At 63.7% G+C, this 25,312-nt stretch carries 26 protein-coding genes and 1 tRNA gene; 16 read left to right on the top strand and 11 right to left on the bottom strand.

The window, feature by feature from the left end; translation table 11 throughout:
* Positions 1-21: 21 nt before the first annotated feature.
* A tRNA-Ala gene (locus Q0687_RS05735) sits at positions 22-97 on the bottom strand.
* A gap of 199 nt (positions 98-296) precedes the next feature.
* On the opposite strand from Q0687_RS05735, the gene Q0687_RS05740 reads away from it, so the two are divergent.
* From Q0687_RS05740 to folD, 3 genes are read left to right on the top strand one after another with little or no spacing between them, the layout of a single operon-like run.
* Positions 297-587 (top strand): YggT family protein, encoded by a 291-nt coding sequence (locus tag Q0687_RS05740; protein WP_092232626.1) that lies wholly within the window; start codon positions 297-299, stop codon positions 585-587.
* Between the two features lie 33 nt (positions 588-620).
* Entirely contained in the window at positions 621-956 is a 336-nt protein-coding gene (locus Q0687_RS05745; protein ID WP_298873311.1) for a DUF167 domain-containing protein, read from the top strand.
* 1 nt (position 957) lies between these two features.
* The gene (folD, locus tag Q0687_RS05750; protein ID WP_298873312.1) at positions 958-1,842 is read left to right on the top strand and encodes a bifunctional methylenetetrahydrofolate dehydrogenase/methenyltetrahydrofolate cyclohydrolase FolD; all 885 of its coding nucleotides are present in this window, start codon (positions 958-960) and stop codon (positions 1,840-1,842) included.
* A gap of 111 nt (positions 1,843-1,953) precedes the next feature.
* Here the strand turns inward: folD and ppa are convergent, their stop codons facing one another.
* Positions 1,954-2,487: an inorganic diphosphatase gene (ppa, locus tag Q0687_RS05755; RefSeq protein ID WP_298873314.1), complete on the bottom strand. Its 534-nt coding sequence runs from the start codon at positions 2,485-2,487 to the stop codon at positions 1,954-1,956.
* Between the two features lie 210 nt (positions 2,488-2,697).
* Entirely contained in the window at positions 2,698-3,207 is a 510-nt protein-coding gene (locus Q0687_RS05760; protein WP_128949012.1) for a GNAT family N-acetyltransferase, read from the bottom strand.
* A gap of 265 nt (positions 3,208-3,472) precedes the next feature.
* Here Q0687_RS05760 and Q0687_RS05765 point away from each other — a divergent pair, with 265 nt between their 5' ends.
* From Q0687_RS05765 to Q0687_RS05780, 4 genes are read left to right on the top strand one after another with little or no spacing between them, the layout of a single operon-like run.
* The gene (locus Q0687_RS05765; protein WP_298873323.1) at positions 3,473-4,372 is read left to right on the top strand and encodes an alpha/beta fold hydrolase; all 900 of its coding nucleotides are present in this window, start codon (positions 3,473-3,475) and stop codon (positions 4,370-4,372) included.
* Entirely contained in the window at positions 4,369-4,836 is a 468-nt protein-coding gene (locus Q0687_RS05770) for a DUF2269 domain-containing protein (RefSeq protein WP_298873325.1), read from the top strand. Before Q0687_RS05765 ends, Q0687_RS05770 begins: the two co-directional genes overlap by 4 nt.
* Positions 4,837-4,844: 8 nt before the next feature.
* Positions 4,845-6,164 (top strand): SDR family oxidoreductase, encoded by a 1,320-nt coding sequence (locus Q0687_RS05775; protein WP_298873327.1) that lies wholly within the window; start codon positions 4,845-4,847, stop codon positions 6,162-6,164.
* The gene (locus Q0687_RS05780; protein ID WP_298873329.1) at positions 6,164-6,571 is read left to right on the top strand and encodes a thiol-disulfide oxidoreductase DCC family protein; all 408 of its coding nucleotides are present in this window, start codon (positions 6,164-6,166) and stop codon (positions 6,569-6,571) included. The genes Q0687_RS05775 and Q0687_RS05780 overlap by 1 nt, the downstream gene beginning before the upstream one ends.
* A 7-nt stretch (positions 6,572-6,578) precedes the next feature.
* Here Q0687_RS05780 and Q0687_RS05785 read toward each other — a convergent pair whose 3' ends face one another.
* From Q0687_RS05785 to Q0687_RS05800, 4 genes are all read right to left on the bottom strand, one after another.
* The gene (locus Q0687_RS05785; RefSeq protein WP_298873331.1) at positions 6,579-7,424 is read right to left on the bottom strand and encodes a DUF3883 domain-containing protein; all 846 of its coding nucleotides are present in this window, start codon (positions 7,422-7,424) and stop codon (positions 6,579-6,581) included.
* Between the two features lie 27 nt (positions 7,425-7,451).
* The gene (locus Q0687_RS05790; protein ID WP_298873333.1) at positions 7,452-8,699 is read right to left on the bottom strand and encodes an NAD(P)/FAD-dependent oxidoreductase; all 1,248 of its coding nucleotides are present in this window, start codon (positions 8,697-8,699) and stop codon (positions 7,452-7,454) included.
* 203 nt (positions 8,700-8,902) lie between these two features.
* Entirely contained in the window at positions 8,903-10,729 is a 1,827-nt protein-coding gene (gene typA / locus Q0687_RS05795; RefSeq protein WP_298873335.1) for a translational GTPase TypA, read from the bottom strand.
* A 298-nt stretch (positions 10,730-11,027) separates the two neighbouring features.
* Positions 11,028-11,798 (bottom strand): Crp/Fnr family transcriptional regulator, encoded by a 771-nt coding sequence (locus Q0687_RS05800; protein WP_298873337.1) that lies wholly within the window; start codon positions 11,796-11,798, stop codon positions 11,028-11,030.
* A 160-nt stretch (positions 11,799-11,958) separates the two neighbouring features.
* Between Q0687_RS05800 and Q0687_RS05805 the strand changes: the two genes are divergently transcribed.
* A complete protein-coding gene (locus Q0687_RS05805; protein WP_298873339.1) occupies positions 11,959-12,366 on the top strand; it encodes a response regulator in 408 nt (135 codons plus the stop codon).
* Between the two features lie 7 nt (positions 12,367-12,373).
* Here the strand turns inward: Q0687_RS05805 and Q0687_RS05810 are convergent, their stop codons facing one another.
* Positions 12,374-13,921: an alkaline phosphatase D family protein gene (locus Q0687_RS05810; protein WP_298873341.1), complete on the bottom strand. Its 1,548-nt coding sequence runs from the start codon at positions 13,919-13,921 to the stop codon at positions 12,374-12,376.
* A gap of 171 nt (positions 13,922-14,092) precedes the next feature.
* A complete protein-coding gene (locus tag Q0687_RS05815) occupies positions 14,093-15,538 on the bottom strand; it encodes a TAXI family TRAP transporter solute-binding subunit (RefSeq protein WP_298873342.1) in 1,446 nt (481 codons plus the stop codon).
* A gap of 152 nt (positions 15,539-15,690) precedes the next feature.
* Between Q0687_RS05815 and Q0687_RS05820 the strand changes: the two genes are divergently transcribed.
* Positions 15,691-15,993 (top strand): 4a-hydroxytetrahydrobiopterin dehydratase, encoded by a 303-nt coding sequence (locus Q0687_RS05820; protein ID WP_298873344.1) that lies wholly within the window; start codon positions 15,691-15,693, stop codon positions 15,991-15,993.
* Positions 15,994-16,082: 89 nt separating this feature from the next.
* Complete coding sequence (locus Q0687_RS05825) at positions 16,083-16,472, top strand: YkvA family protein (RefSeq protein WP_298873346.1); 390 nt, start codon at positions 16,083-16,085, stop codon at positions 16,470-16,472.
* A 178-nt stretch (positions 16,473-16,650) separates the two neighbouring features.
* Here Q0687_RS05825 and Q0687_RS05830 read toward each other — a convergent pair whose 3' ends face one another.
* Positions 16,651-17,625 carry an NADPH:quinone oxidoreductase family protein gene (locus tag Q0687_RS05830; RefSeq protein ID WP_298873348.1) on the bottom strand — a complete coding sequence of 325 codons (975 nt, stop codon included), beginning with the start codon at positions 17,623-17,625 and terminating at the stop codon, positions 16,651-16,653.
* A 223-nt stretch (positions 17,626-17,848) separates the two neighbouring features.
* On the opposite strand from Q0687_RS05830, the gene Q0687_RS05835 reads away from it, so the two are divergent.
* The 6 genes from Q0687_RS05835 to argG all read left to right on the top strand — a co-directional run bounded on the left by Q0687_RS05835 (position 17,849) and on the right by argG (position 23,892).
* On the top strand, positions 17,849-18,688 hold the full coding sequence (locus tag Q0687_RS05835) for an SDR family oxidoreductase (protein WP_298873350.1): 840 nt from the start codon (positions 17,849-17,851) through the stop codon (positions 18,686-18,688).
* Positions 18,689-18,802: 114 nt separating this feature from the next.
* Positions 18,803-19,453: an invasion associated locus B family protein gene (locus Q0687_RS05840; RefSeq protein ID WP_298873352.1), complete on the top strand. Its 651-nt coding sequence runs from the start codon at positions 18,803-18,805 to the stop codon at positions 19,451-19,453.
* 180 nt (positions 19,454-19,633) lie between these two features.
* Entirely contained in the window at positions 19,634-20,836 is a 1,203-nt protein-coding gene (gene rlmN, locus Q0687_RS05845; RefSeq protein ID WP_298873353.1) for a 23S rRNA (adenine(2503)-C(2))-methyltransferase RlmN, read from the top strand.
* A 151-nt stretch (positions 20,837-20,987) separates the two neighbouring features.
* Complete coding sequence (locus Q0687_RS05850; RefSeq protein ID WP_298873361.1) at positions 20,988-21,482, top strand: hypothetical protein; 495 nt, start codon at positions 20,988-20,990, stop codon at positions 21,480-21,482.
* A 202-nt stretch (positions 21,483-21,684) separates the two neighbouring features.
* Complete coding sequence (locus Q0687_RS05855; RefSeq protein WP_298873355.1) at positions 21,685-22,461, top strand: phosphatase PAP2 family protein; 777 nt, start codon at positions 21,685-21,687, stop codon at positions 22,459-22,461.
* Positions 22,462-22,554: 93 nt separating this feature from the next.
* Positions 22,555-23,892 carry an argininosuccinate synthase gene (gene argG / locus Q0687_RS05860; RefSeq protein ID WP_298873357.1) on the top strand — a complete coding sequence of 446 codons (1,338 nt, stop codon included), beginning with the start codon at positions 22,555-22,557 and terminating at the stop codon, positions 23,890-23,892.
* Positions 23,893-24,170: 278 nt separating this feature from the next.
* Here argG and Q0687_RS05865 read toward each other — a convergent pair whose 3' ends face one another.
* Positions 24,171-25,208 carry an OmpA family protein gene (locus tag Q0687_RS05865; protein WP_298873359.1) on the bottom strand — a complete coding sequence of 346 codons (1,038 nt, stop codon included), beginning with the start codon at positions 25,206-25,208 and terminating at the stop codon, positions 24,171-24,173.
* Positions 25,209-25,312 lie beyond the last annotated feature (104 nt).

The raw sequence follows: 25,312 nt of genomic DNA on the forward strand, positions 1-25,312 counted from the left end.
GCTCGCGAAGCGAGCGAAGGCTGGTGGAGCCAGGCGGGATCGAACCGCCGACCTCGTCATTGCGAACGACGCGCTCTCCCAGCTGAGCTATGGCCCCTTTGCTGGCCGCTCTGGTTAACGCGGCCGACAACCGGGCGCCATTTAAGTCCCCGCCAAGGTCAAGTCAAGGACGGGTGTGAGGGGGTTTTAGTCGCTCCAGGCGCCGACTTCCCTTGTTTGGGCCTGACGGAACCGATATCTACCCATGACCACCCCAAACACTGCCCCACGACACTGGTCCAGAGAGTGTTTCGCTGATGCGCCCGATAGTCTTCATCCTGATCCAGATCATCAATCTCTACATCTATCTGCTGATCGCATCGGCAATCCTGTCCTGGTTGATCGCGTTCAACGTCGTCAATACCCGCAACCAGTTCGTCGGCGCGATCGCCGAGTTTCTCTATCGGATTACCGAGCCGGTCCTCGGGCCTATCAGGCGCCGGCTGCCGAGCATGGGCGGGCTCGACATGTCTCCGATCGTCGCCTTCTTCGTGCTCTGGTTGATCCAGCTTTATCTCGCCGAATACGTTTATCCGAACGTACCGTAAGGCCGGTGGAACCGTGATGGAGCTCTCGGCGCCTTGACGGAACCATGGCGCATCTCCACCACGGGCGTCAGCATCGCTCTGCGTGTGACGCCGCGCGGGGGCCGTGACGGCATCGAGGGGATCGAGCAGCTCTCCGACGGCCGTCGCGTGCTGAAGGTGCGGGTGCGGGCCGTCGCGGATGGCGGCGAGGCCAATCGCGCGGTTCTGGCGCTGCTGGCGAAATCGCTCGGTGTGCCCAAGGCCAGCGTCAGTCTCCTGTCTGGAGCGACGTCGCGGCTGAAACAGGTCGCCGTCGAAGGAGATCCGGCACGGCTTGCTGGCGCGCTGCGTGAGCTCGCGCCTGTCAAATCGACAGACGAGGGGAACTGACATGACGGCCAAGATCATCGATGGAAAAATCATCGCGGCGGACCTTCGCGCCCGCGTCACTGAGGAGGTCGCCCGCGTCAAGCGCGAGCACAATCTGGTGCCGGGCCTTGCCGTGGTCCTGGTTGGCCATGATCCCGCCAGCGAAGTCTATGTCCGCTCCAAGCATACGCAGACCCAGGCCGCCGGCATGGCCTCGTTCGAGCACAAACTGCCCGCCGACGTGTCACAGGCCGATCTGCTGGCGGTGGTCGCAAAACTCAACCGCGATCCCGCCGTGCATGGCATTCTCGTGCAATTGCCGCTGCCCAAGGGCCTGAACACCGAGGCCGTGATCAACGCCATCGATCCCGCCAAGGATGTCGACGGCCTGCACCCGAACAATGCCGGCCGGCTTGCCGGCGGCTTCGAGGCGCTGTCACCCTGCACGCCGCTCGGCTGCATCATCCTGACCAAGAGCGTGCACCCGTCCCTCGAAGGCATGAACGCCGTCGTGATCGGCCGCTCCAATCTGGTTGGACGTCCGCTGGTGCAATTGCTTTTGAACGAGAACGCGACGGTAACGATTGCGCATTCGCGCTCGCGTGATTTGCCGGGAATCGTGAAGCAGGCCGACCTCGTCTATGCCGCCGTCGGCAGGCCCGAGATGGTGCGCGGCGATTGGCTGAAGCCGGGTGCGACCGTGATCGACATCGGCATCAATCGCATTCCGAAGGAGGACGGCAAAACCCGTCTCGTCGGCGATGTCGCCTATCAGGAAGCGCTTGGAGTTGCCGGTGCGATCACGCCGGTGCCCGGAGGCGTCGGCCAGATGACGGTGGCCTGCCTGCTCGTGAATACGCTGCGCGCGGCTTGCGCGATCGCAGGTTTGCCGAAGCCGGCGGTGTAGGTGGTCGTCATTCCGGGGCGATGCGCAGCATCGAACTATGGTGCGCAATTGCGCACCTGAGAATCTCGAGGTTCCGGGTTCGCCTCTTCGAGGCGCCCCGGAACGACAAGCTCAGCCCTTCTTCTTCTCGCGCTCAATGCCTTCGAGGATCAGCTTTTGCGCTTCCTCGGGGCCGCCCCAACGCGTGATCTTCACCCACTTGCCCTTCTCGAGATCCTTGTAGTGCTCGAAGAAGTGCTGGATCTGCTGCAGCGTGATCTCGGGCAGGTCGGAATACGACTTCACCTTGTCGTAGCGCTGCGTCAGCTTCGACGACGGCACCGCCAGGATCTTCTCGTCGCCGCCGGCCTCGTCTTCCATGAACAGCACGCCGACCGGGCGCACGCTCATGACGGCGCCGGGAATGATGGCGCGGGTGTTGATGATCAAGACGTCGCAGGGGTCGCCGTCGTCGGACAGAGTATGCGGGATGAAACCGTAATTACCGGGGTAGCGCATCGGCGTGTAGAGGAAGCGGTCGACGACGAGCGTGCCGGCTTCCTTGTCCATCTCGTATTTGATCGGCTCGCCGCCCACGGGGACTTCGATGATGACGTTGACGTCGTGGGGGACGTTATTCCCGATCGAGACCGCATCGATACGCATTAGAAAGGCTCCGTTCTTGCCGAAGTTAAATCTCGCCCGGCAGCGATTTCGGCGCTGTCATACGCGGGCTTGGCCCGCCGATCCATCGTGTTTTTGTGAAATAATGAATCCAGCGATCACCGGCTGAAAAGCAACGGTATCGACGGATGGGAACGCTGCCGATCAGGGTTTGAGCAGCTCAATCGGTCCAAATCTTGTTTGGACCAAATCTTAATTGGTCCAGGCGAAGGCGACCTTGTCGAGCGCCTTCGGCCCGAATCGCTCGGAAGAGCGCGCCACCATGCGGCCGCCCAGGGCCCGGTAGAACTCGGTTGCGGGGTCGTTGTCCGAGAGTGCCCACACCACCATGCTCTTCAGATTGCTCTGCATGAGATCGCGGCGCGCGGCGGCAAACAGGCGGCGGCCGAAGCCGAGGCCCTGAAACTCGGGACGCAGGTACAGCTCGTAGATCTCGCCGTCGAAATGCAGGCTGCGGGCGCGATTGCGGCCGTAATTGGCATAGCCTGCGATCTTGTCGCCGAACACGAGCACGCTGACGCGGCTGCCCTTGCGGATCGCGCTGTCCCACCATTGCGGACCGCGGCGGTTGATCAGCTTCTCCAGCTCGGCGCCGGGAATGATGCCCTGATAGGCGGAACGCCAGGCTTCGTCATGGGTGGACGCCACCGCAGTTGCATCTGCGGCTTTGGCCGGCCGAACCTCGATCAGGGTTGTGCTCATGAACACGATCAAACCAAGTCGCCGCGCCGGCGGCAAGACCTATCGTTAATTATCGGTTAACCTGTGGACTTTCTGCATCAGTATTTTAACCATGTTGTACCGAAAAAAGACAAGAGGCCACTTCGAACGGCACCGGCGTGCCGTCTGTCGGTGCAAAACTGCTTGCGGCAACGAATGAACGGCAATCGCAGCGCAGAAAGTCCGCCCTATCTGATTCGTTCCTACTAGCTTGGCCGTCGCCGTTCGTGCTCGCTCCCGGCAACTCATGCGACTGTTCAACATCGCGACACTCCTGCCTCTGCTGGTTCTGCTGATTGCGTCGCCTGTGTGCGCGCAGGTCACGTTTGGGGCATCCGCATCGGAAGGCGAGCCGTTGCGCCGGCAGGAATGGCGCGTGCCGTCACCGGATACCGACATTGCCGCGCGCGCGCTGCTGTTTCGCCCCTCGGGCGCCGGTCCGTTCCGGCTTGCCGTGATCGCCCATGCCTCGACGCAGAACGTGCTCCGTCGCGCGCAAACGCCGCAGCCGGAATATCGCGCTCTCGCAGCGTTTCTGGTCGCGCGCGGCTTTGCCGTGCTGGTGCCGGAGCGGCTTGGCCATGGCGCGACCGGTGGCCGCTATGTCGAAGATCAAGGCGGCTGCGACGAAGCGGATTACGCCCGCGCCGGTCGCGCCACCGCGGAGGAAATTTCACTCGCGCTCGACTATCTGCAAAAGCAGGATTTTATTCGAAAGGATGCCGCTGTCGTGATCGGGCATTCCGCCGGCGGCTGGGGTGCGCTCGCGCTTGCGAATGCCGATCCGAAACAAATCTCTGCGATCATCGCCTTTGCGCCAGGGCGCGGCGGTCACGCCAATGACGAACCGAACAAGATCTGTGCACCGCATACGCTGCTCGCGGCCGCCGCCGAATTCGGCAAAGCGGCGCGCATCCCTGTCACCTCGCTGGTCGCAGCCAATGACAGCTATTTTGCGCCTGTATTTTCGAAGGCTTTGGCCGATGCGTTTCGCAGCGGTGGCGGCAAGGATGATCTTCGCACATTGCTGGCCGTGGGCAGCGAGGGTCACTGGATGATCGAAACCGAAGCCGGCGTCCGGGCCGCAAGCGGCGAGCTCGCACGGGCGCTGAACCTGCCAAAACCTGCGGCGACCAAGAAGCCATGACGCTGTATTTCCTGGTCAAATATCTGCACGTGCTCGGCGCCATCGTCATTCTCGGCACCGGAACCGGCATCGCGTTCTTCATGCTGATGGCGCACCGGACTGACAATGCAGAGTTCATCGCGCGCACGGCGTCGGTGGGGGTGATGGCGGATGCGATCTTCACACTGTCGGCGGTGATCCTGCAGCCGGTCACCGGCGGCCTCTTGATGATGCTGTCGGCCAGATCGATCGCGGAACGCTGGATCCTCGCCTCGCTCGTGCTCTATGCGATCGCAGGGCTGTTCTGGGTCCCCGTGGTCTTCATGCAGATCGAGATGCGCGATCTCGCGCGCAAGGCCGCCGCGCAGCAAGCCGCGCTGCCGGAGCGTTACTTCGTGCTGTTTCGCCGCTGGTTCGCGTTCGGCTTTCCCGGCTTCGGTGCGACGATGGCGATTCTTTGGTTGATGATTGCAAAGCCGTTTTGAAAGCAGCGATGAACCCCCGAACGATCCTGGTGCTCGGCGCCTCCGGCCTGATCGGCCGCTTCGTCACCGATGATCTGCGGGCGCGAGGATTTCGCGCGGTCGGCGTCGCGCGAAATCTGTCACCGGCGCAAGAGATGAGTGCGCTCGATATCGAGCTGCCGATCCTGTCCCTCGATGCGCCCGCGCTGACCCGCTTGCTGAGCGAGTATGAGGTGGACGTCGTCGTGAACTGCCTCGGCGTGCTCCAAGATGGCCCCAGCAGTGACACCAATGCGGTGCATCGCGATCTCGTCGCGCGTCTGCTTCAGGCCATCGCCGGCAGCGGGCGTGCGATCCGTCTGGTGCACATCTCGATCCCCGGCGTCCCTGAGGCGGATCGTACCGCGTTCGCCACGACCAAGCGCGAGGCCGAGCGGCTGATTGCGGCATCAGGCATTCCCCACGCCATCCTGCGGCCCGGCTTCGTGGTGGCGCCATCAGCCTATGGCGGCAGCGCTATGCTGCGCGCGCTCGCCGCCTTCCCGCTGAATCTTCCGGCGAGGGAGATGGCGACACCGTTTCAGCCTGTGGCGATCGAGGATATCTCCACGACAATCGCCTGGCTCGCCGCGCGCGAGATCGACGATGCCTCCGTGAAAGCTGTGAGTTGGGACCTGATGCAATCCGAGCCGGTCACCATGGCCGGCGTCATCAGGCAGTTTCGCCTTGCCTTCGGCACGGCCGGCTGGCCGCATGTCGCGATGCCGTCCTTCGTGCTCGATCTCAGCGCGAAGATCGGCGATCTCGCCAATCACCTCGGCTGGACGCCGCCGATGCGCTCCACGGCTATCGCCGAACTGCGCCGTGGCGTGCAAGGCGATCCCTCGACATGGATCGCCGCGACCGGCATCGCGCCGAAGACGCTGACTGACACGATTGGGCGTCATCCCGCCACGATCCAGGACAAATGGTTCGCGCGGCTGTTCCTGATCAAGGCGCTGATCATTGCGAGCCTGGTCGTGTTCTGGCTCGTGTCGGGCTTCATCGCGCTGTTCGTCTCCTACCGCGCTGCTGCCGGCATCTTGACTGCGCACAGTTTTCCACCCGCATTGGTCGATCCCATCACCATTGGCACCAGCCTGATGGACATGAGCATCGGCGTATTGATCGCGGTTCGCCGCACTGCTGCGATCGGCCTCGTCGCGGGCATTTTCGCCTCGCTCGGCTATATGGTCGGCGCGGCGATCCTGACGCCCGACCTCTGGATCGAGCCGCTCGGCGCGCTGGTGAAAACTGGGCCCGCGATCGTGCTGATGCTGGTCGCGCTACTCCTGTTGGATAATCGCTGATGCCAAAATGGCCCGACGACGACGTGATCCTGTTCGATGGCGTCTGCATCTTCTGCTCGCGCTGGGTGCGGTTCGTTGCGACCCGCGACAGGGCGAAGCAGTTTCGTTTCACGCCGATCCAGTCGGACTATGGCGCGAAGCTCGCGCGCACGTTCGGGATCGACCCTGACGATCCCGATACCAATGCCGTCGTCCACGGTGGCGACGCATTCCTGAAGTCGGACGCTGCCTTGACGGTGCTGTCGCATTTGCCGGGTTGGGCTTGGACGCGCGCGCTCTTCGCCGTGCCAAAACCGCTGCGCAATGCTGTGTACACCCTCATCGCGCACAACCGCTATCGCATCTTCGGCAAGTACGATGCGTGTTTCGTGCCCGATGAGAATTTGCGGGCGCGGGTGATTGAGTAGCAGCCTTCTATGAGAACGAGGCCTCGTAATTGAGCGGCGAGAGATGAACAAGTTTCTCCAGGGGCGGAGTTAACTGGAACATTCGAGGGTGGGCCGAGAAATCAAAAACGCGGCAAAGTCGAAAAGCATCTGGGCGTTCTGAAGCCAGAGAGAGCTCGTTTCTCGTGATATAAAACGGCGTGACGTCTGTACCAACCGTTGTCTTCACTTCGAGCAAGCGTTCTCTGCCCTGCGCGTCGAAAGAAAATATGTCGTAGCCTGCGCCGTCACCAAGCTCCTCAGATATCCATCGAATTTTCCTAGCCAGATCGGGTCGCTCAAGCTGAATTAGCCTCTGGCGTTCGTAATGGAAGACTAACTCTTCTCCCTCGCGACCTAGTTTGCGGTTGCGAAAGTCGCGCTCGACCGGATTAAACTTACGGATCAGACGCTCAATATTTGCATTGCGCGGCGAAACCGGCATGAGGGACGGAGGCGCTTCTACAAACAGGCTTTGCCGCTCAGCCCATCCGACAACGATCTTCTCGGGGTGCAATGCAGCTGGATTTTGAGAAAGGTATCGGTCAATCGCCGCGAGAATCGCAGCTTGATAGTTTTCGGCCGGGAAATAACCTCGGATGCTGGGTAGCCCCAATTTGACCAGCACGGCTGAAATGTTCCGATGCTTGAATTCTACGGAGCTTTTGCTTCGATCGAGATCGTCTCTTAAGGCCCGATTGTGGGCGGCCTTGTTATAGGGAGTGCCAGAAATCTCTTCGACGAGCATACTAAAATAGTCGGCGACGATGCGATCGAGCTCTTCATCGGTCCAATCTGGTTGTCCGCCACTGGCCATACCAGGAAAATGAACCAAATGGTTTGGGGCGTCCAGTCCTAGGGTTCAGGATCCGCCGGACGTTGCCGCCAAAACTTCCTTCGCCGCGCGCTCCCCACTATCCCTCGCCCCATGCGCCGTCGTGAAGAAATTCGGCGACGTCGCTTCTCCCGCGAAGAACAGCCGTCCATCCACCGGTGCCGCCAGCACGGCGCGATCCCCTGCATGCCCCGGCAGCGCGTGCGAATACGACCCGCGCGCAAACGGGTCGCGCCCCCAACGTGACTCACACAGCGGCTTCAGCTTGCGGCGGATGTCGTTGCCGATGAAGCCGGCGATCTCGTCGATGCTGTGCGCGGCGATCGAGCCGTCGCCGGAATCCTCCAGCTGGCGGGCAAAGCTGCCGCCGAAGAAGCCTTCGATACAAGGCTGGCCGAACGGACGGATGTGATAGGTGCCCATCTCGGTACGCATGGTAGCGCCGCGCAAGTTTCCTTCTTTCGGGAAGGCTTCGGCGCCGTCGAGCGCGAGCGTGACCTTGTCGTCGATGCCGAGCGGCAGGCCGGCTGCGGCATCGATCTTGGTTGGGAGCTGTGGCGCGAAGCGGATTGCCTCGTCAGCGATCAGATTGGTCGGGACGGTGACGATCACCTTGTCGGCGGCCAACGTGCCCAGCGAAGTCTTGATGCGGACGCGCTTGTCCGAATGATCGATCAGCGTGACGTTGCAGTTCAGTGCGACCGGGCAGGGCGCGCCATAGGCGGCGATGAGCGCGCCGTAGCCGCGGCGGACGCGCCAGTTGAGCTCGCTGTCCTCATAGGCGTCCCAGTCCAGCGTCGACATGTCCTGGAGCTCGCAGCCGTTGATGTAGGTCGAGATCGCATCGATCATCGGATTCCAGCGGTTGCCGGGCTCGAGGCTTTGGCTCGCTGGCTCGTCCTTGCCCTTCTGCGCGGCTTGCCACAGCCGTTCATAGAACGCGTCCATCGCGCGCATGAACTCGTCGCGCTCGCTTTGTGGAAACGCATTGCCATAGGCCCGCTCGCGCCAGGGCGGCAGGTCCTTGTTGAGCTCGAAACCGAGAGCGCGTGCGATTGGAACGAACGAGTTCTTGTCGGCCGAGTGCAGCCAGCCGCAGCCGACGTCGAAGGTCACCTCAGGCGAGGCCTGCACGGTCCAGGCGCGGCCACCGAGCCTGTTACGCGCTTCCAGCACGATCACGCTGAGGCCGGAGCCTTCAAGCGCATGCGCCGCGCCGAGGCCGGCCGCACCGGCCCCGATGATCGCGACGTCGACGGAGGAGGGGAGGGACATGGGTGGGCTCTAGCATGTTCGCTGAGCGCGCTGAAGCCAGCCAGATATGCCGATCTCGTGTCCCGGACGCGGTGCGGCGTATAACGCCGCTTCGCAGAGCCGGGACCCAAGGTGATGTGCGGAAGCTGAGAACGTCTGGGCCCCGGCTCAGCAGCGCATCACTGGCGTGCTGCGCTGCGTCCGGGGCACGAGCGAGCGGTAGCTTACGCCACCGCTTCCTTGGCCTTCTCTGCGCGCTTGCGCTCGTTCGGGTCGAGGTGCTTCTTGCGCAGGCGGATCGACTTCGGCGTGACCTCGACGAGCTCGTCGTCCTCGATATAGGCGAGCGCCTTTTCCAGCGTCATGCGGATCGGCGGGGTCAGGCGCACGGCTTCGTCCTTCGAGGTCGTGCGGATGTTGGTGAGCTGCTTGCCCTTGAGCACGTTGATCTCGAGATCGTTGTCGCGGGTGTGCTCGCCGACGATCATGCCCTTGTAGACCTTCCAACCGGGCTCGATCATCATCGGACCGCGATCTTCCAGCTTGAACATGGCGTAAGCGACCGCCTCGCCCTGGTCGTTGGAGATCAGCACGCCGTTGCGGCGGCCCTGGATCTCGCCCTTGTACGGCGCATAGCCGTGGAACAGGCGGTTCATGATCGCGGTGCCGCGGGTGTCGGTGAGCAGTTCACCCTGGTAGCCGATCAGGCCGCGGGTCGGCGCGTAGAACACCAGGCGCTGACGGTTGCCGCCCGAGGGCTTCATCTCGATCAGCTCGGACTTGCGCTCGCTCATCTTCTGCACGACGACGCCGGAATGCTCCTCGTCGACGTCGATCACGACTTCCTCGATCGGCTCCAGGGTGGCGCCGGTGGCTTCGTCCTTTTGATAGACGACGCGCGGACGTGACACCGAGAGCTCGAAGCCTTCGCGGCGCATGGTCTCGATCAGGATCGCGAGCTGCAATTCGCCGCGGCCCGAGACTTCCATTGCGTCCTTGTCGGCGGCTTCGACGACGCGGAGCGCAACGTTACCCTCGGCCTCACGCAGCAGACGATCGCGGATCATGCGGCTCGTCACCTTGTCGCCTTCGGTGCCGGCGAGCGGGGAGTTGTTGACGATGAACGACATCGACACGGTCGGCGGATCGATCGGCTGGGCCGGCAGCGGCACCTCGACGGTCGGATCGCAGAAGGTATCGGCGACGGTGCCCTTGGTGAGGCCCGCAATCGCGACGATGTCGCCGGCTTCGGCTTCCTCGAGCGGCGTGCGCTCGAGACCGCGGAACGCCAGGATCTTGGTGATGCGGCCGGTTTCGACCAGCTTGCCGTCGGCATGCAGCACCTTGACCTGCTGGTTCGGCTTAAGCGTACCCGACGAAATGCGGCCGGTGATGATGCGGCCGAGATAGGGGTTGGCCTCGAGGATGGTGCCGATCATCCGGAACGGACCTTCCTCGACCTTCGGCGGCGCGACGTGGCGCAGGATCAGGTCGAACAGCGGCTCCATGCCCTTGTCCTGCGGACCCTCGGGGCTCTCGGCCATCCAGCCCTGCTTGGCCGACCCGTAGAGGATCGGGAAGTCGAGCTGCTCCTCGCTGGCGTCGAGCGCCGCGAACAGGTCGAACACCTCGTTGATGACTTCGGTCGGGCGCGCGTCGGGGCGATCGACCTTGTTGATGACGACGATCGGCTTGAGGCCGACCTTGAGCGCCTTGGAGACCACGAACTTGGTCTGCGGCAGCGGGCCCTCGGCGGCGTCGACCAGCACGAGCGCGCCGTCCACCATGTTCAGGATGCGCTCGACCTCACCGCCGAAATCGGCGTGGCCGGGCGTGTCGACGATGTTGACGCGGGTGTCTTTCCATTGCACCGAGGCCGCCTTGGCCAGAATGGTGATGCCGCGCTCGCGCTCCAGATCGTTGGAGTCCATGGCGCGATCCGTCAATTTCTGGTTTTCGCGGAACGTGCCGGATTGCTGGAGGAGCTTGTCGACGAGGGTCGTCTTGCCATGGTCGACGTGGGCGATGATGGCGACGTTGCGGAGATTCATGAGTGAGCTTCTTTGCGGTCGGACAATGGGTTAAGCGCGATCTCGCCGGTCAAGCCGGGACCTCTTCACGGACAACGCTGGAAACGTGGAAAACGGGGCCTGTTACGCCCAAAAAGGAAACCCGGCCATATCGACCGGGTAGCCCAATGCGTTTGCGCCGCAATATAGGCAAAAAACGCCAAAAAACAATGCGTTCTTTCCGGGTTGGTTGACTGAATTTTGCCCGGGAATCTCCGGGGCTTAGGGGGTATCCGGGGTCAAACCGGCCGTTTGCTCGCGCGCGGCCGGTCCGGTCACCTCATGCCGAGCGGCTTTGCGGCTCCTCGGTCGGATACACGCCGCGCAGGACCTCCTCGAAATGCAGCTTCACGGCGTCGTTGCAGAGGCAGGCGCGCAAGCGCAGGCCATCATGGTTGCGAACCAGGATCGAGCCGCGCCTGGTGTCGAGCACGCCTTCGGCCTTGAAAGATTGCAGCACGCGGCTGGCATAGGAGCGGCCGACGCCAAGCAATGTGGCGAGCTGCTCATGCGTCAGCGGCACGCTGTGCTCGTCGCCGGTTCGCTCCATCGCGGCGACGATCCATTTGGCCGTGCGCTGCTCGATCGAGTGGATGGCGTTGCAGGCGGTCGACTGGAAGATCTGCGCCAGCATGCAGTCGGCGTAGCGGGCGAAGATGTTGCGCAGCGACGGCGAGCGCGCTTTGGCCGCCTCGATCTTGGCGACGTGAATGCGAGCGAATGGTCCGCCGAATTTCACGCAGATACGGGTATAGGCCGGCAGGAATCCTTCGCTGACGATGCCGCCGACGGCGCCTTCGCGGCCGACCAGAATGGTCTCGACGTCGCGGCCGTCTTCGTTCGGAACCAGAAAGGTCGCGAGCGATGGCCCGCAGGGGAAGTGCACGACCTGGACGTCGTCTCCGGGATTGTAGAGCAGATGGCTAGCGCCGACCTCGTCCACGGTGACGTAGGGTGCGAGCAACGCATAATCCGCTGCGTTCAAGCGCCGCAGCAGATTGTTGGCGGGGCGACTTTCGATTTCGCTTGTCGTGCTGATACGTGCATCCATCGTGAACTCCCCATCCTCCTCCCACATTAGCGAGTTCCGTCCGCCGGCTGTGTGCACATGTGGACAGACGTCAAAACTGTTCTGTGGTGAGTTTCGTTCCGGGAACCCTCCGATGCGCTGGGCGCAGGCGTCGGCCTGAGGCTGTCCTGATCGGTGAAACATGCAGCCCTCCACAACCAGCATCATGATACCTGCTTCTCCCGACGGCTCAGCCGTCATCCCCACCGATGTGCTGATCGTCGAGGACGATCCGATTATCGCCATCGATTTCGAGGATCGCCTGCTCGGCTTTGGCGTCAGAAGCGTGCGCACCGTGGGGTCGGTGGCGCAGGCGCTGGATGCGATCGCAAGGCGTGCGCCTGATTTCGCCCTGCTCGATGTCTCGCTGATCCGCGAGAAGAGCTTTGCAATCGCCGAGCGGCTCGCAGCGCTGGAGATTCCCTTCGCCTTCGTCACCGGCTACGGCGCGGAGACCAGCATTCCCGCAGAATTTGCCGCGCGGCCGCGGCTGCAAAAGCCGTGCTCCAGCGATGCGCTGGAGGCGGCGTTGCAGGCAGCGCGCGGCTAGGTCAGCTTCACGCGAATTTCGGATCGAGCGTAGTCGACCACAGCGCGACATCGGCGCGGTCGCGCAGCGTCACGGTCATCTGGCCCGACGCACCGTCGATCTTGACGTGACCGAAGAACTGCATGCCGGCTGATGGCGGCAGGTTCTGCTTGTCGAGGCCGGGCGCCTTGACGAAGCGCACCTCAGGGCCAAACGTGTTGTCGAACTCGTTCGGGCCGAAGGTGCCGGCGTGCAGCGGACCCGAGACGAATTCCCAGAACGGCTCGAAATCCTGGAATTGCGCCTTGTTCGGATCGTAATAATGGGCGGCGGCGTAGTGCACGTCCGCCGTCAGCCACACCGTATTCTTGATCGGCGCCGTCTTGATGAAGCGCAGGATGTCGGCGATCTCGAGCTCGCGGCCGCGCGCCGGGCCGTCGGCCTGCGCGAACGCTTCCGAGCCCTTCTTGTTGGTGGCATCGTCGTAGACGATCAGGCTGAGCGGCATGTCGGAAGCGATCACCTTCCATGTCGCGCGCGAATTGAGCAACTCGCGCTTCAGCCAGGTCATCTGCTCAGGCCCGAGGAAATAGCTGGCCGGACCATACTCGGTCTCGAGATTGGCGCCGTTCGGGCCGCGATAGCTGCGCTCGTCGAGCACGAACACGTCGAGATGCGGTCCGTAGGCGATCTTGCGGTAGACCCGGCCCGGCTCATTGATGCTCTCGCGCATCGGATACATCTCGTGGAAGGCGCGGCCGGCGCGCGCCGCGAGCAGCGAGATGTCGCGCACCTTGTAGGTCGCGGGCAGATCCTTCGACAGCGACCAGTTGTTGGTCACCTCGTGATCGTCCCACTGCACGAAGATCGGCACTTCGGCATTGAAGGCGCGGACATTGTCGTCGGTGAAATTGTATTTGTGCGCGGCGCGGTACTCGTCGAGCGTCTCGGCGACCTTGGCCTTCTCCGGAATCGTGATGTTCTTCCAGACCTTGCCGTCGGCGAGCTTGACCTCGGAAGGTATCACGCCGTCGGCGTAGATGGTGTCGCCGGAATGCAGCAGGAAATCCGGCCGGTGCTTGCGCATGGCCGAGAAGGTGACCATGCCGCCATCATCGGGGTTGATGCCCCAGCCTTGGCCTGCGACGTCGCCGCCCCAAACGAAGCTGACATCGCGGCGGTCCGCCGGCGCGGTGCGGAAGCGGCCGACCACCGGCTCGCCTTCGATCGCGGTGTGGGAGAGATCGCGGAAACGGACGCGGTAGAAGATGTCCTGGCTGGCAGGAAGATTGTCCACCAGCATCTTCGCGGTGAAGTCGCTCTCGGGCAGCGCCGCGATCGGCGGCAGCGCGCGGGCGTCCTTGAAGGTGTCCGTCGTTGCCACCTCGACCAGCATTTGCGCCGGCCGGTCGGTGCGCGCCCAGACCACGCCGCCGTCGACGGTGACGTCGCCGGACTGCACACCATGGGTGACCGCAGGCCGGTCGGCCGCGCGCGACAGATGCGGCATCGCGATCGCGCCGAGTGCGCCGGCGCTGGTGGTGAGGAATTTGCGGCGGGAGAATTTGATCTTCATGGGCCGGCTCGCTGGCTAGCTATCTTGCACGCAACTCGCGCCGTCATTTCGGGATGGTCCGAAGGACCAGACCCGGAATCTCGAGATTCCGGATTCGCGCTTCGCGCGCTCCGGAATGACAGCGAGACCTATATTCAGACAATGTGACGCGGCAATTACGCCCGCAAGCGTTCAAGCGTTGCCGGCGGCCCGGAATTGCGCGCCGGCGCGTTGCAGGTTTTGCGGCAGGCTTGATAGCACTGTCTTGCGGTCGGCGACCGCGGTGTGGAATTGGTCGAGAGCGATGTTGAAGGCGGCCAGTGCGCCCTCCTCGATGGCGCCGTGGTCGAAGCAGCGCAAGGTGTCGCGCAGGATCTCGTCCGCCTCGGCCTGCATCTGGTCGAGCTCGTCGGCCGTCTCGCTCTTGCGGGCCGCGGTGAGCATGTCGAGCAGGCGCTCGCGCAAATGACTGTTGTTGTCGCGCTCGTCCTTCTTCAGATAGCCCGCGAACCAGGCGCCAAGGGAGCCGGTGGCCGAGAGCGCCATCAGGCTCCACCAGATGTAGTCGCTGTATTTGTCGAGGAAGGTCTTCTCCTCGCCGTCGACGAAGGCGGCGGCGCCGGGATGCACGGGGATCACCGCATCCTTGTCGGTGTCGGGCGTCTCGATCTTCGCGGCCTGCGGGAAATCGGTCAGCAATTGCTGGCGCACGGCGAAGAGCTGCCGGGTGAAGGCCGCAACCGTGGTCTCGGACAGGCCTTTGCGCGCCACGATGTGGTGCGAGAAGCTGATGGTCTTGACCTCGTCATCAGGACGATCGGGCGAGCCGCCATAGGTGCCGGCGGGAATTTCCGAGGCTTCATAGACCGGATGGTTCTGCGCGATGGCGTCCGCCGAATCGATCGCGAGGAAGGTCGGCGATCCGCTATCCTTGGCGGAGGCGGCGATCGCGTCCGCGGTGATCTTGCTGTTGACCGGGCCGGCCGCGAGATAGACGTCGGCCTTCTGCGCCTTGATCGCCTCGGCGACTTCGCTGGCCGGGAATTGCACGATCTCGACCTTGGCGGGATCGACGCCGTATTGCTGCAGGATCACCTTGAGCAGGTTGACGTTTGCCTGCGTCTTGCCGATTACGCCGACGCGGTGACCGGCGAGCTGCGAGATCTTGGTGATCTTCGCGCCTTTCTTCTTGCCCTTGCCGGGCACCGACCACAGCACCACGACGTTCTTGCGCAGTGTCGCGACGGCTTGCGCGTTCTTCGGCACATCGAGATCGCCGCGGACGATGGCGAGATCGGCCTTGCTCTCGGCGAGCTGGTCGGCGCTGGCGGTGGCGCCGTCGGTCTGGATCGGGCGCAGCCGGACAAAACCTTTGCTCTGCGCGAAGGCCTGCGTCAGCGCCTGAACCACCTTGACGTCGTCGCTGTTGGCGGGACCGACCGCGATCTTCAAGGTCACCGGGCGCATCGCGAAATAATAGCCGCCGGCGAGCGCACCGATGATGGCGAGCACCAGCGCCAGAGACACGAGCGCGGTCTTCCGCGCCGCGGATCGCGGCGAAGGCGGAGAGGGCGTTACGGCCAGGTTTGAATCCCCGGTCATCGATCTCCCTAACAGGCGCTTCAGGCTCAGTTTCATCTTGGCCGGCGGTTTACGTCGGCAATTGTAGCAAATTTCTTGCCCCTAGGGGTTACATCTCCGTCATGGTTAGCGGACCGGCCAAATCCGAAGGTGAACCCCGACCGTAAGCACGGTGTTAGGGTAAAGTTCCCCTGAAAACGGAGGCGATCATGGCAGAACTTCTATCGGCGGACGCACGCAGACAGGCACTGGGCAGCATTCCGGGCTGGACCGAGGTTCAGGGCGGCAAAGGGATCGGGAAGACCTTTGTCTTCAAGGATTTCAACGAGGCCTTCGGCTTCATGACCCGCGCGGCGCTAACAGCCGAGAAGATGGATCACCACCCCGAATGGCGCAATGTCTACAAGACGGTCGAGGTGGTGCTGTCGACCCATGACGCCGGCGGTCTCACCAGGCTCGACATCGAGCTCGCCACGGCGATGAACGACATCGCGAAGCAGACACCCGGCTGACGTCTTGCGGGACCGGGGCGCATCCCCATCTTGTGATCGTCACCGGATGCGGCCTTCGGTCGCGCCGGGCTCAGCGGGAGTTTTGAGAGATGGCTGCCGAACACAGCGTCGGTTTCGAGCCGGCCGATCGGCTCGCGGAAGATCGGGACAGCGTGCGCCGCCGCTTCTGGCGCAAGCTGAAGCGCGTCGTCGCGCATCTGCCGTTCGCCGAGGATCTGCTCGCCGCCTATTACTGCGCGTTCGACCGGCAGACGCCGCGTCACGTCCAGGCCTCGCTGCTGGGTGCGATCGCTTATTTCATCCTGCCGTTCGACTTCATCCCCGACGTGATGCCGGTGCTCGGCTTCACCGATGACGCCGCCATCCTCGCCACCGCCATCCGCATGGTCGCCAGCCACATCACGCCGGAGCACCGCGAAGCCGCGCGTGCTGCGCTGAAGCGTGGGGTAGACGCGGCGGAGAAGGCGGAAGCCGCGTAGCTGTATCGCCGCACATTCCGCTGTCATTCCCCGCGAAGGCGGGGAATCCAGTAAGCCGCGGCTTCTCGATTTAATCACGACCGTCTCGGCGTACTGGATAGCCCGGTCCTAGTGCGCAATGCGCACTGGCCGGGCGATGACGGTTGAGAGTGTGGCGCAGGTCGCGAGGCCCACATCCTCACGGATGCAGGATCACCTTGCCCATGGCCTGGCGTCCCGCCAGCACCTTCAGTGCGTCGGCGGTCTGCGCCAGCGGGAAGGTGCGGTCGACATGCGATGAGATCTTTCCTTCCGCCGTCCACTTCACCAGCTTTTCGAGATTGGCGCGGTTCTTTTCCGGATTCTGCCGGGTCCAGGCGCCCCAGAACACGCCGCGGATATCGCAGCCCTTCAGCAGCGCGAGGTTCAGCGGCATCTTCGGAATGTCGCCGGCGGCAAAGCCGATGACGAGGAAGCGGCCTTCCCAGGCGATCGAGCGCAGCGCTGCTTCCGCATACGTACCGCCCACCGGATCGAAGATGATGTCGACGCCCTTGCCGCCCGTGAGCTTGCGCAGGCCTTCCTTCAGGTCTTCCTTGGCGTAGTTCAGCGTCAGCTCGGCGCCGTGCGCCTTGGCGAATTCGAGCTTCTCCTCGGACGAGGCGCAGGCGATCACCTTCAGGCCCATCAGCTTGCCGAGCTCGCACGCGGCAAGGCCGGTGCCGCCGGCCGCGCCGAGCACGGCGAGTGTCTCGCCCGGCTTCGGGCTGGCGCGATCTTCCAGCGCATGCAGCGCGGTGCCGTAGATTATGATGATGCCGGCCGCACGGTCGTAATCGAGATTGTCGGGGATCTTCACGATGCCCGCCGCCGGCAGCGCGATCTTCTCGCGCGCGCCGTTGTGGCCGCACGAAGCGACGACGCGATCACCGACCTTGAGATCGGTGACGCCGGGGCCGATGCTCTCGATCACGCCGGCAACTTCCGCGGCCGGCGAGAACGGGAACGGCGGCTTGATCTGGTACTTGCCCTGAATCATCAGGATGTCGAAGAAATTCAGCGCCGCGGCCTTGATCGCGATCACGGCTTCGCCGGGACCCGCCACCGGATCCGGCACATCGGCAAGCACGAGATCGTCGGGCTGGCAATATTGCGAGCAGAGGATGGCTTTCATGGCGGCACCTTGGGGCGTTTCGAGTGGAGTTATCGTTGGGGCGGTTTTGCCGGATTTACTGCGGCCGGACAATCCGGATTCTTTGTAGAAACTGCGCCGCGGTCTATCCTCTCGTCATTGCGAGCGCAGCGAAGCAATCCAGACTTTTTCCGTGGCGCGGACTCTGGATTGCTCCGCTGCGCTCGCAATGACGGAGTGGGTGGAAACAGCGAGGATTCAAACGATGTTTGAAACAGGTCTGCTCAAGGACAAGCGCATCCTCGTCACGGGCGGCGGCTCGGGCCTTGGCGCTGCGATGGGGCGTCGCTTCCTCGCTCTTGGCGCCGAGCTCATCATCTGCGGCCGCAAGCTTGACCGTCTCGAAGCAAGCGCGCGCGAGATGCGCGAAGAGACTGGCGGCAAGGTCACGACCATCGCATGCGATGTTCGCGATGGTGCCGCGGTCGATGCGATGATGGATGCGATCTGGCGCGCGGCACCGCTCGACATCCTCGTCAACAATGCTGCCGCGACCTTCATCGCACAGAGCGAGCATCTGTCGTTCCGCGCAGCCGATGCGATCCTGGCGCCGACCCTGCATGGCGCGATGTATTGCACGCTCGCCGCCGGCAAGCGCTGGATCGACGGACAGCACAAGGGTGTCGTGCTCTCGATCCTCTCGACCTCGACCATCACCGGCCGTGCCTTCACGGTCCCTTCCGCGATGGCGAAATCGGCGGTGCTTGCGATGACCAAAAGCCTTGCGGTGGAATGGGGCCCGAAGGGCATCCGCACCGTCGCGATCGCGCCGGGGCCGTTCCCCACATCGGGAGCGTCGGGGCAGCTGCGCCCCGAGGGCCGGGATGAGGGGTGGACCAGTCGCAACCCGCTGGGGCGCGTCGGCGAGCACGGCGAGCTTGCCGACCTCGCCAGCTTCCTGGTGTCGGACCGCGCCGCCTACATCAACGGTGAGATGGTGGTGATCGACGGCGGCGCGCATTTGCGCAGTTCCGGCGCCGAAGATTTGTTGCGATGGACCGATGCGCAATGGGCGGAGCAGCGCGCCGCGCGGTCGAAAAGCTGACCCTGATATCCCGCTAACTGCCTTCCCAAACTGGACTTTCCCGGTTATCCCTGCACGGGGACAAATCGCCGCCGGGCCATCTTCCAGTCACAATATTGAGGGAACCACTCCAGCATGTGGCGGGCGCTCTTTTTGGCTTTGATGACTGGCGTGGCGGCGTGGGGATTGAATAATTCTGCGCGCGCCCAAACGGCGCAACCGGCGCCGAAGGCGGCGGCAAAACCGGCCGCGGCAGCCGCTAAGACGGCCGCCAAAACGGCCGCCAAGCCCGAGAGCAAGCCGGCGACCGCTGCTGCAGCGGCAGCTGCGGGCGGCGCGGAGCCGACGTTGATCGGCCAGTTCGGCACCTGGGGCGCCTATGCGGCGACACCCAACGGCAAGAAGGTCTGCTTTGCGCTGGCAAAGCCTTCCTCGTCGAAGACAAATCCGCCGAACCGGCCGCGCGATCCCGCCTATGCCTTCGTCTCGACCCGGCCGGCCGAAAAGGTGAACAACGAAGTCTCCGTCATGATCGGCTATGCGTTGAAGCCGGGCTCGGAATCGACGGTCGAGGTCGGCGGCGCCTCCTTTGCGATGTATACGCAAGGTGACGGCCTCTGGATCAAGAATGCAGCCGAAGAGGAGCGGATGGTGGAAGCCATGCGCAAATCCGCCGATCTCGTGGTCAAGGGCACCTCGGCCAAGGGGACGGAAACCACCGACACGTTTTCGCTGAAGGGTCTCGCCCAGGCCCTCGACAAGATCGCGCAGGACTGCAGGCGTTAAGGCTGTATCCGCCGCCAGTAGCTCTACGGTCGCAATCGGCTGTTCCGGTTGCTATATAGGGGCGGTTCCAGATTTCTTCCGTCATTCCGGGGCGATGCGCAGCATCGAACCCGGAATCTCGAGGTTCCGGGTTCAGCTCTTCGAGCTGCCCCGGAACGACCACAGCAATTAGGCCCATTAATGCAACCGACGACCGAGCCGCGCGACGCAATCCTGGTGGAGAAGACTCCGCTCGAAACCTATGTGCCGCCGGCCAAGCCATCCCTGATTGGCCTGTCGCGCACCGAGCTTGCCGATCGTCTCGGCGAGATCGGCGTCGCGCCCGCGCAGCGCAAGATGCGCGTGCAGCAGCTCTGGCACTGGCTCTATTTCCGCGGCGCCCAGAGTTTCGACGACATGACCTCGATCTCGAAGGGCATTCGCGCCGAGCTCGCGCAGCATTTCACGGTCGACCGCCCTGAGGTCGTGGCCGAGCAGATCTCCAACGACGGCACCCGCAAATGGCTGCTGCGGCTGCCGAGCGGCGACAATGTCGAGCGCGCGCATGAAGTCGAGTGCGTCTACATTCCCGAGACCGATCGCGGCACGCTCTGCGTTTCCTCGCAGGTCGGTTGCACGCTGAACTGCTCGTTCTGCCACACCGGCACGCAGCGCCTGGTGCGCAATCTCACCGCCGGCGAGATCGTCGGTCAGATCATGGTCGCACGCGATCGCCTCAACGATTGGGCCGATCGCGAGGACGGCACGCGCCGCGTCACCAACATCGTGATGATGGGCATGGGCGAGCCGCTCTACAATTTCGACGCCGTGCGCGATGCGCTGCTGATCGTCGGCGACAATGAAGGCATCGGCATCTCCCGCCGCCGCATCACGCTGTCGACCTCGGGCGTGGTGCCGAACATCGTGCGCGCCGGCGAGGAGATCGGCGTCATGCTGGCGATCTCGCTGCATGCGGTGCGCGACGAGCTGCGCAACGAGCTGGTGCCGCTCAACCGCAAATATCCGATCAAGGAATTGCTGCAGGCCTGCCGCGACTATCCCGGCGCCTCCAACGCCCGCCGCATCACCTTCGAATATGTAATGCTCAAGGGCGTCAACGATTCGCTCGACGATGCCAAGCTGCTGGTGAAGCTGCTCAAGGGCATTCACGCCAAGATCAATCTGATCCCGTTCAATCCCTGGCCCGGCACCGCCTATGAATGCTCGGACTGGGACCAGATCGAGAAATTCTCCGAATACATCTTCAACGCCGGCTATTCCTCGCCGGTGCGCACTCCGCGCGGCCGCGACATCCTCGCAGCCTGCGGCCAGCTCAAGTCGGAGACGGAGAAGCTGTCGGCCCGCGAGCGCCAGGCGCTACGCGCCATGGCGATGACGGATTGATGATGCGCGCCCCGCGCACTTCCGTCATGGCCGGGCTTGTCCCGGCCATCCACGTCGAGCCGCAAGTGAGAAAGTCGTGGATGCCCGGGTCAAGCCCGGGCATGACGATGTCGAGTGTGACGATCCCGTTCGTCAGTTACTTGCTGTCGTCATGTCCCTGATCGGCCGCCTCGTCGTCATCTTCATCGGCTTTCTCGCCGCCTGTTTCGTCGGCGGCATGATCGTGGTCGGCGCGCTGCTGTTTCCGGAGTTTTCCGATCTCGGTGCCGGTCCCGTCGACCAGGGCACGATCGACATCCTGCTCGGCTTCGGCTTCATCTTCGTCTCTGGCTTCGCGCTGGTGCCGGCGGCGGTGATCGTGGCGATCACCGAGGCGCTCTATATTCGCAGCGCATTGGCTTACGCCGTCGGCGGCGGCCTGGTCGGGCTTGCCTGCTATCTCGGCCTCATCCCGTTCCACCCTGAGACGTTTCAGTTCGAAGGCATCGTGCGCCGGCATCTGGAGATCATGACCGGTGCGGGCATTGTCGCCGGCGTCGTCTACTGGCTGGTCGCCGGCCGCAATGCCGGCGCCTGGCGCATCCCGCCGGCCCCACGCCAGCCGCCTCCGCCGCTGCCGTCGAATTCGCGGCCGGATGCAAGGTGATCGCATACTCGGTGTCGTCCCGGCGAAGGCCGGGACCCATACCCCCAGGGGGGAGTTGGGACATGAATTGGCAACTCCGAGTCTTCGCAAAACTGGACCCCGTGGCTATGGGTCCCGGCCTTCGCCGGGACGACAGCGATGATGGAGCGTGCGCCTTCGTCGAGGGTTTCCATCCCCGCCTCGCTCCGCTAAACCGCGCGCCATGAACCGGACTGGACTCTTCATCGCCCTGGCGCTGTGGCTTGTGATCGGCGTCGTTTTCGGCCTCTATCCCGAGCTCGATCTCAAGCTCGCCGCGCTGTTCTTCGATCCCCAAACCAAAACCTTTCCGCTCAAGCTGAGCGACTGGGCTGGTATCGCGCGTGACGCTGCGATGTGGGTCTCGTGGGCGTTCGTGCTGCCGTCGCTGGTCGCGCTCGTGGTCAAGATGATCAGGCCGGACCGTCCCTTGATGGTGTCCGGGCGCGCGATCGTGTTCCTGCTGGTAACGATCATCCTGTCGGCCGGCATCCTCACCAACCTCACCTTCAAGTCCTATTGGGGTCGGCCGCGGCCTGTGGTGGTGACGGAGTTTGCCGGCGATCAGCAGTTCGTGGCGTGGTGGGATCCGCGCGGCGATTGCGAGCGGAATTGCTCGTTCTTCTCGGGCGAAGGCGCCACCGCGTTCTGGACGCTGGCGCCCGCCGCGCTGGCGCCGCCGGCCTGGCGGCCGCTCGCTTATGCCGGTGCTGTCGTGTTCGGCGCGGTGACCAGCGGGCTCCGCATGGCCTTCGGCGGCCACTTCTTCACCGACGTTGCGACGGCCGGCCTTGTCACCTTCATCGTGATCTGGTTCGGCTATGCACTGATCTACCGCTGGCCGCGGACCCGCTTTTCGGACGAGGCGGTCGATGCCGCCCTGACCCGGCTGAACATGCCGGCCTACCGGCTCCGCAAGCGCCTGTTCGGCCGCAAGACCGATCCCGCAGCGTCGATTTGAGCCATTAAATGGGTGCCGAGGCGTGCGAAATTTGATATTCGCGCGGTCAAACCACCCTCGCCATCAGCCCCTAAAAACCCGATTGGAAGCCCCATGACCACGATCCTGAAAAGCCTGCCCAAGGGTGAGAAAGTCGGCATCGCGTTTTCGGGCGGCCTCGACACCTCGGCGGCGCTGCTCTGGATGAAGCAGAAAGGTGCGCGCTGCTACGCCTATACCGCCAATCTCGGCCAGCCAGACGAAGCCGATTACAACGAGATCCCGCGCAAGGCGGAAGCGTTCGGCGCCGAGAAGGCCGTGCTGGTCGATTGCCGCACACAGCTGGTCCACGAAGGTATCGCCGCGATCCAGTCGGGCGCCTTCCACATCTCGACCGGCGGCATCACCTATTTCAACACCACGCCGCTCGGGCGCGCTGTCACCGGCACGATGCTGGTCGCGGCGATGAAGGAAGACGGCGTCAACATCTGGGGCGACGGCTCGACCTTCAAGGGCAACGACATCGAGCGGTTCTATCGCTACGGTCTGCTCACCAATCCTAGCTTGCGCATCTACAAGCCATGGCTCGACCAGCAGTTCATCGACGAGCTCGGCGGCCGTGCCGAGATGTCGGCGTTTATGACCGCGCAGGGCTTCGCCTACAAGATGAGCGCCGAGAAGGCCTATTCGACCGACAGCAATCTGCTCGGCGCCACGCACGAGGCAAAAGATCTTGAAAGCCTCGACAGCGGCATCAAGATCGTCAACCCGATCATGGGCGTGCCGTTCTGGCGCGACGATTGTGTCGTGAAGGCCGAGAAGGTCGTGGTGCGTTTCGAGGAGGGTCAGCCTGTCGCGCTGAACGGCAAGACCTTCTCTGATCCCGTCGCGCTGTTCCTCGAAGCCAACGCCATCGGCGGTCGTCACGGCCTCGGCATGAGCGACCAGATCGAGAACCGCATCATCGAGGCCAAGAGCCGCGGCATCTACGAGGCGCCCGGCATGGCGCTGCTGCATATCGCTTATGAGCGTCTCGTCACCGGCATCCATAACGAGGATACGATCGAGCAGTACCGCATCAGCGGCATGCGCCTCGGGCGTCTGCTCTATCAGGGCCGCTGGTTCGATTCGCAGGCCCTGATGCTGCGCGAGACCGCGCAGCGCTGGGTCGCGCGCGCCGTCACCGGCGAGGTGACGCTCGAGCTGCGCCGCGGCAACGATTACTCGATCCTCAAGACCGAGAGCCCGAACCTCACCTATGCGCCTGAAAGGCTGAGCATGGAGAAGGTCGAGGACGCCGCCTTCACACCCGCCGACCGCATCGGCCAGCTCACCATGCGCAATCTCGACATCGCCGATACGCGCACCAAGCTCGGTCTCTATTCGAAGACCGGTCTGCTGTCGGGCAGCGAAGGCTCGCAGATCTTCAAGCTCGAGAGCGACAAGGGCTGACGCGACATCGCTCTCGTAGGGTGGGCAAAGCGAAGCGTGCCCACGACCTTTGCATGATGGAGACAGATCGTGGGCATGGCGCTTCGCGCCTTTGCCCACCCTACGAGTTCTGAATTCGTAGTTTGGGATTGCAGCTTCCTCGTCATTGCGAGCGAAGCGAAGCAATCCAGGATCTTTCCGCGACGACAGTCTGGATTGCCTCGTCGCTGCGCTCCTCGCAATGACGAGAATAAAAAATGGCCGGGATCGCTCCCGGCCATTTTCTGTTTGCGATGCTCTTACTGCCGCGGCGGCGGAGGCGGTGCCGCGTTGGCCTGGCCGCCATTGAGCAGCGGCGTGATGTTGCGGATGGTGACGCGACGGTTGATCGCGCTCGGCCCCTGAGTCTGCTCCTTCAGGTACTGCTCGCCATAGCCCTGTGACGTCAGGTTCTCCGCGGGCACACCAAACTGCTGCGTGAGCAATTCGGCCGCGGCCTGCGCGCGACGGTCCGACAGCGACAGATTGTCGACGTCGTTGCCGACCGCGTCGGTGTGGCCCTCGATCAGGAACACCGCCTGCGGGTTGGCCTGGATCGCCTGGTTGAGGCCGTCGGCGATCACCTGCAACCGCGCCGCCTGGTCCGGCGGGATGGTCCACGATCCCGTCTCGAAGTTGATCGTGTTGACGTCGATGCTCGGCATCTGCATGCGAACATTCGGGCTGTAGCGAATCTCGTCGAGCGAGTAGCGCCGATCGATCCGCTGCACCGGCGGGGCCCGCATCGTGTCGTAGATCACCTGCGGCGACGCTTCCTGGGCGTCGACGATGTAGCGGTCATAGGGGATGCTGACCACCGGCGGCGGCACGTCGACATAGAAGCCGCCGACTGCGCGCGGATCGCGATACGTGTTGTCGATGATCACGATCTCGCGTCCGCGCTGATCTCTGCGGATACGGCGCATCAAGCTCCCGTCCGGACCGACCACCGTGATGATCTCGGTGCCATCGGGACGGATGACGACCGTGCGGGTTTCGCCGCCGACCGTCTCGGTCCGGATGTCGCGAGCACCGTAGCGGAAGCGATAGAGATCGTTGCCGCGGACATAGGCCTGCCCACCGGGATCGCGGATGATGATGCGGTCCGGCTCGGTGTAGACGGTGCGGCCGCCTTCGACGACCTCGCGCCGCTGGTTGTGCAGGTCGGCGATGGTGGCGGTGTCGATGTTCAGCGAGCCGGCGTGCGCCGCCGCGGAAACGGCGAGGCTGGCGGCGAGGAGCAAGGCGGACGGACGGAACAGCGTGGCGGCGGCCTTGCGGATGATCGTGCTCTGCATGTCGTTTCCCTGTCGGTGTTCCCGCTGCGGTTGAACGGGTCTCCTGCAGTAGACGCGGAGCTTCCGGCGGCCCCCTACCTGGGCCGCCGGTTAACATGTGTTTA

The organism is uncultured Bradyrhizobium sp. (assembly GCF_936928535.1).
Taxonomy (GTDB): Bacteria; Pseudomonadota; Alphaproteobacteria; order Rhizobiales; family Xanthobacteraceae; genus Bradyrhizobium.

Coding starts and splice junctions, on each gene's coding strand:
- ppa (WP_298873314.1), bottom strand. CDS start 2,487: ATGCGTATCGATGCGGTCTCGATCGGGAATAACGTCCCCCACGACGTC.
- folD (WP_298873312.1), top strand. CDS start 958: ATGACGGCCAAGATCATCGATGGAAAAATCATCGCGGCGGACCTTCGC.
- rlmN (WP_298873353.1), top strand. CDS start 19,634: ATGCAACCGACGACCGAGCCGCGCGACGCAATCCTGGTGGAGAAGACT.
- Q0687_RS05855 (WP_298873355.1), top strand. CDS start 21,685: ATGAACCGGACTGGACTCTTCATCGCCCTGGCGCTGTGGCTTGTGATC.
- Q0687_RS05790 (WP_298873333.1), bottom strand. CDS start 8,699: ATGTCCCTCCCCTCCTCCGTCGACGTCGCGATCATCGGGGCCGGTGCG.
- Q0687_RS05815 (WP_298873342.1), bottom strand. CDS start 15,538: ATGAAACTGAGCCTGAAGCGCCTGTTAGGGAGATCGATGACCGGGGAT.
- Q0687_RS05740 (WP_092232626.1), top strand. CDS start 297: ATGCGCCCGATAGTCTTCATCCTGATCCAGATCATCAATCTCTACATC.
- Q0687_RS05775 (WP_298873327.1), top strand. CDS start 4,845: ATGAACCCCCGAACGATCCTGGTGCTCGGCGCCTCCGGCCTGATCGGC.
- Q0687_RS05765 (WP_298873323.1), top strand. CDS start 3,473: ATGCGACTGTTCAACATCGCGACACTCCTGCCTCTGCTGGTTCTGCTG.
- Q0687_RS05760 (WP_128949012.1), bottom strand. CDS start 3,207: ATGAGCACAACCCTGATCGAGGTTCGGCCGGCCAAAGCCGCAGATGCA.
- typA (WP_298873335.1), bottom strand. CDS start 10,729: ATGAATCTCCGCAACGTCGCCATCATCGCCCACGTCGACCATGGCAAG.
- Q0687_RS05800 (WP_298873337.1), bottom strand. CDS start 11,798: ATGGATGCACGTATCAGCACGACAAGCGAAATCGAAAGTCGCCCCGCC.
- Q0687_RS05865 (WP_298873359.1), bottom strand. CDS start 25,208: ATGCAGAGCACGATCATCCGCAAGGCCGCCGCCACGCTGTTCCGTCCG.
- Q0687_RS05830 (WP_298873348.1), bottom strand. CDS start 17,625: ATGAAAGCCATCCTCTGCTCGCAATATTGCCAGCCCGACGATCTCGTG.
- Q0687_RS05835 (WP_298873350.1), top strand. CDS start 17,849: ATGTTTGAAACAGGTCTGCTCAAGGACAAGCGCATCCTCGTCACGGGC.
- Q0687_RS05820 (WP_298873344.1), top strand. CDS start 15,691: ATGGCAGAACTTCTATCGGCGGACGCACGCAGACAGGCACTGGGCAGC.
- Q0687_RS05805 (WP_298873339.1), top strand. CDS start 11,959: ATGCAGCCCTCCACAACCAGCATCATGATACCTGCTTCTCCCGACGGC.
- Q0687_RS05825 (WP_298873346.1), top strand. CDS start 16,083: ATGGCTGCCGAACACAGCGTCGGTTTCGAGCCGGCCGATCGGCTCGCG.
- Q0687_RS05810 (WP_298873341.1), bottom strand. CDS start 13,921: ATGAAGATCAAATTCTCCCGCCGCAAATTCCTCACCACCAGCGCCGGC.
- Q0687_RS05850 (WP_298873361.1), top strand. CDS start 20,988: ATGTCCCTGATCGGCCGCCTCGTCGTCATCTTCATCGGCTTTCTCGCC.
- argG (WP_298873357.1), top strand. CDS start 22,555: ATGACCACGATCCTGAAAAGCCTGCCCAAGGGTGAGAAAGTCGGCATC.
- Q0687_RS05770 (WP_298873325.1), top strand. CDS start 4,369: ATGACGCTGTATTTCCTGGTCAAATATCTGCACGTGCTCGGCGCCATC.
- Q0687_RS05780 (WP_298873329.1), top strand. CDS start 6,164: ATGCCAAAATGGCCCGACGACGACGTGATCCTGTTCGATGGCGTCTGC.
- Q0687_RS05840 (WP_298873352.1), top strand. CDS start 18,803: ATGTGGCGGGCGCTCTTTTTGGCTTTGATGACTGGCGTGGCGGCGTGG.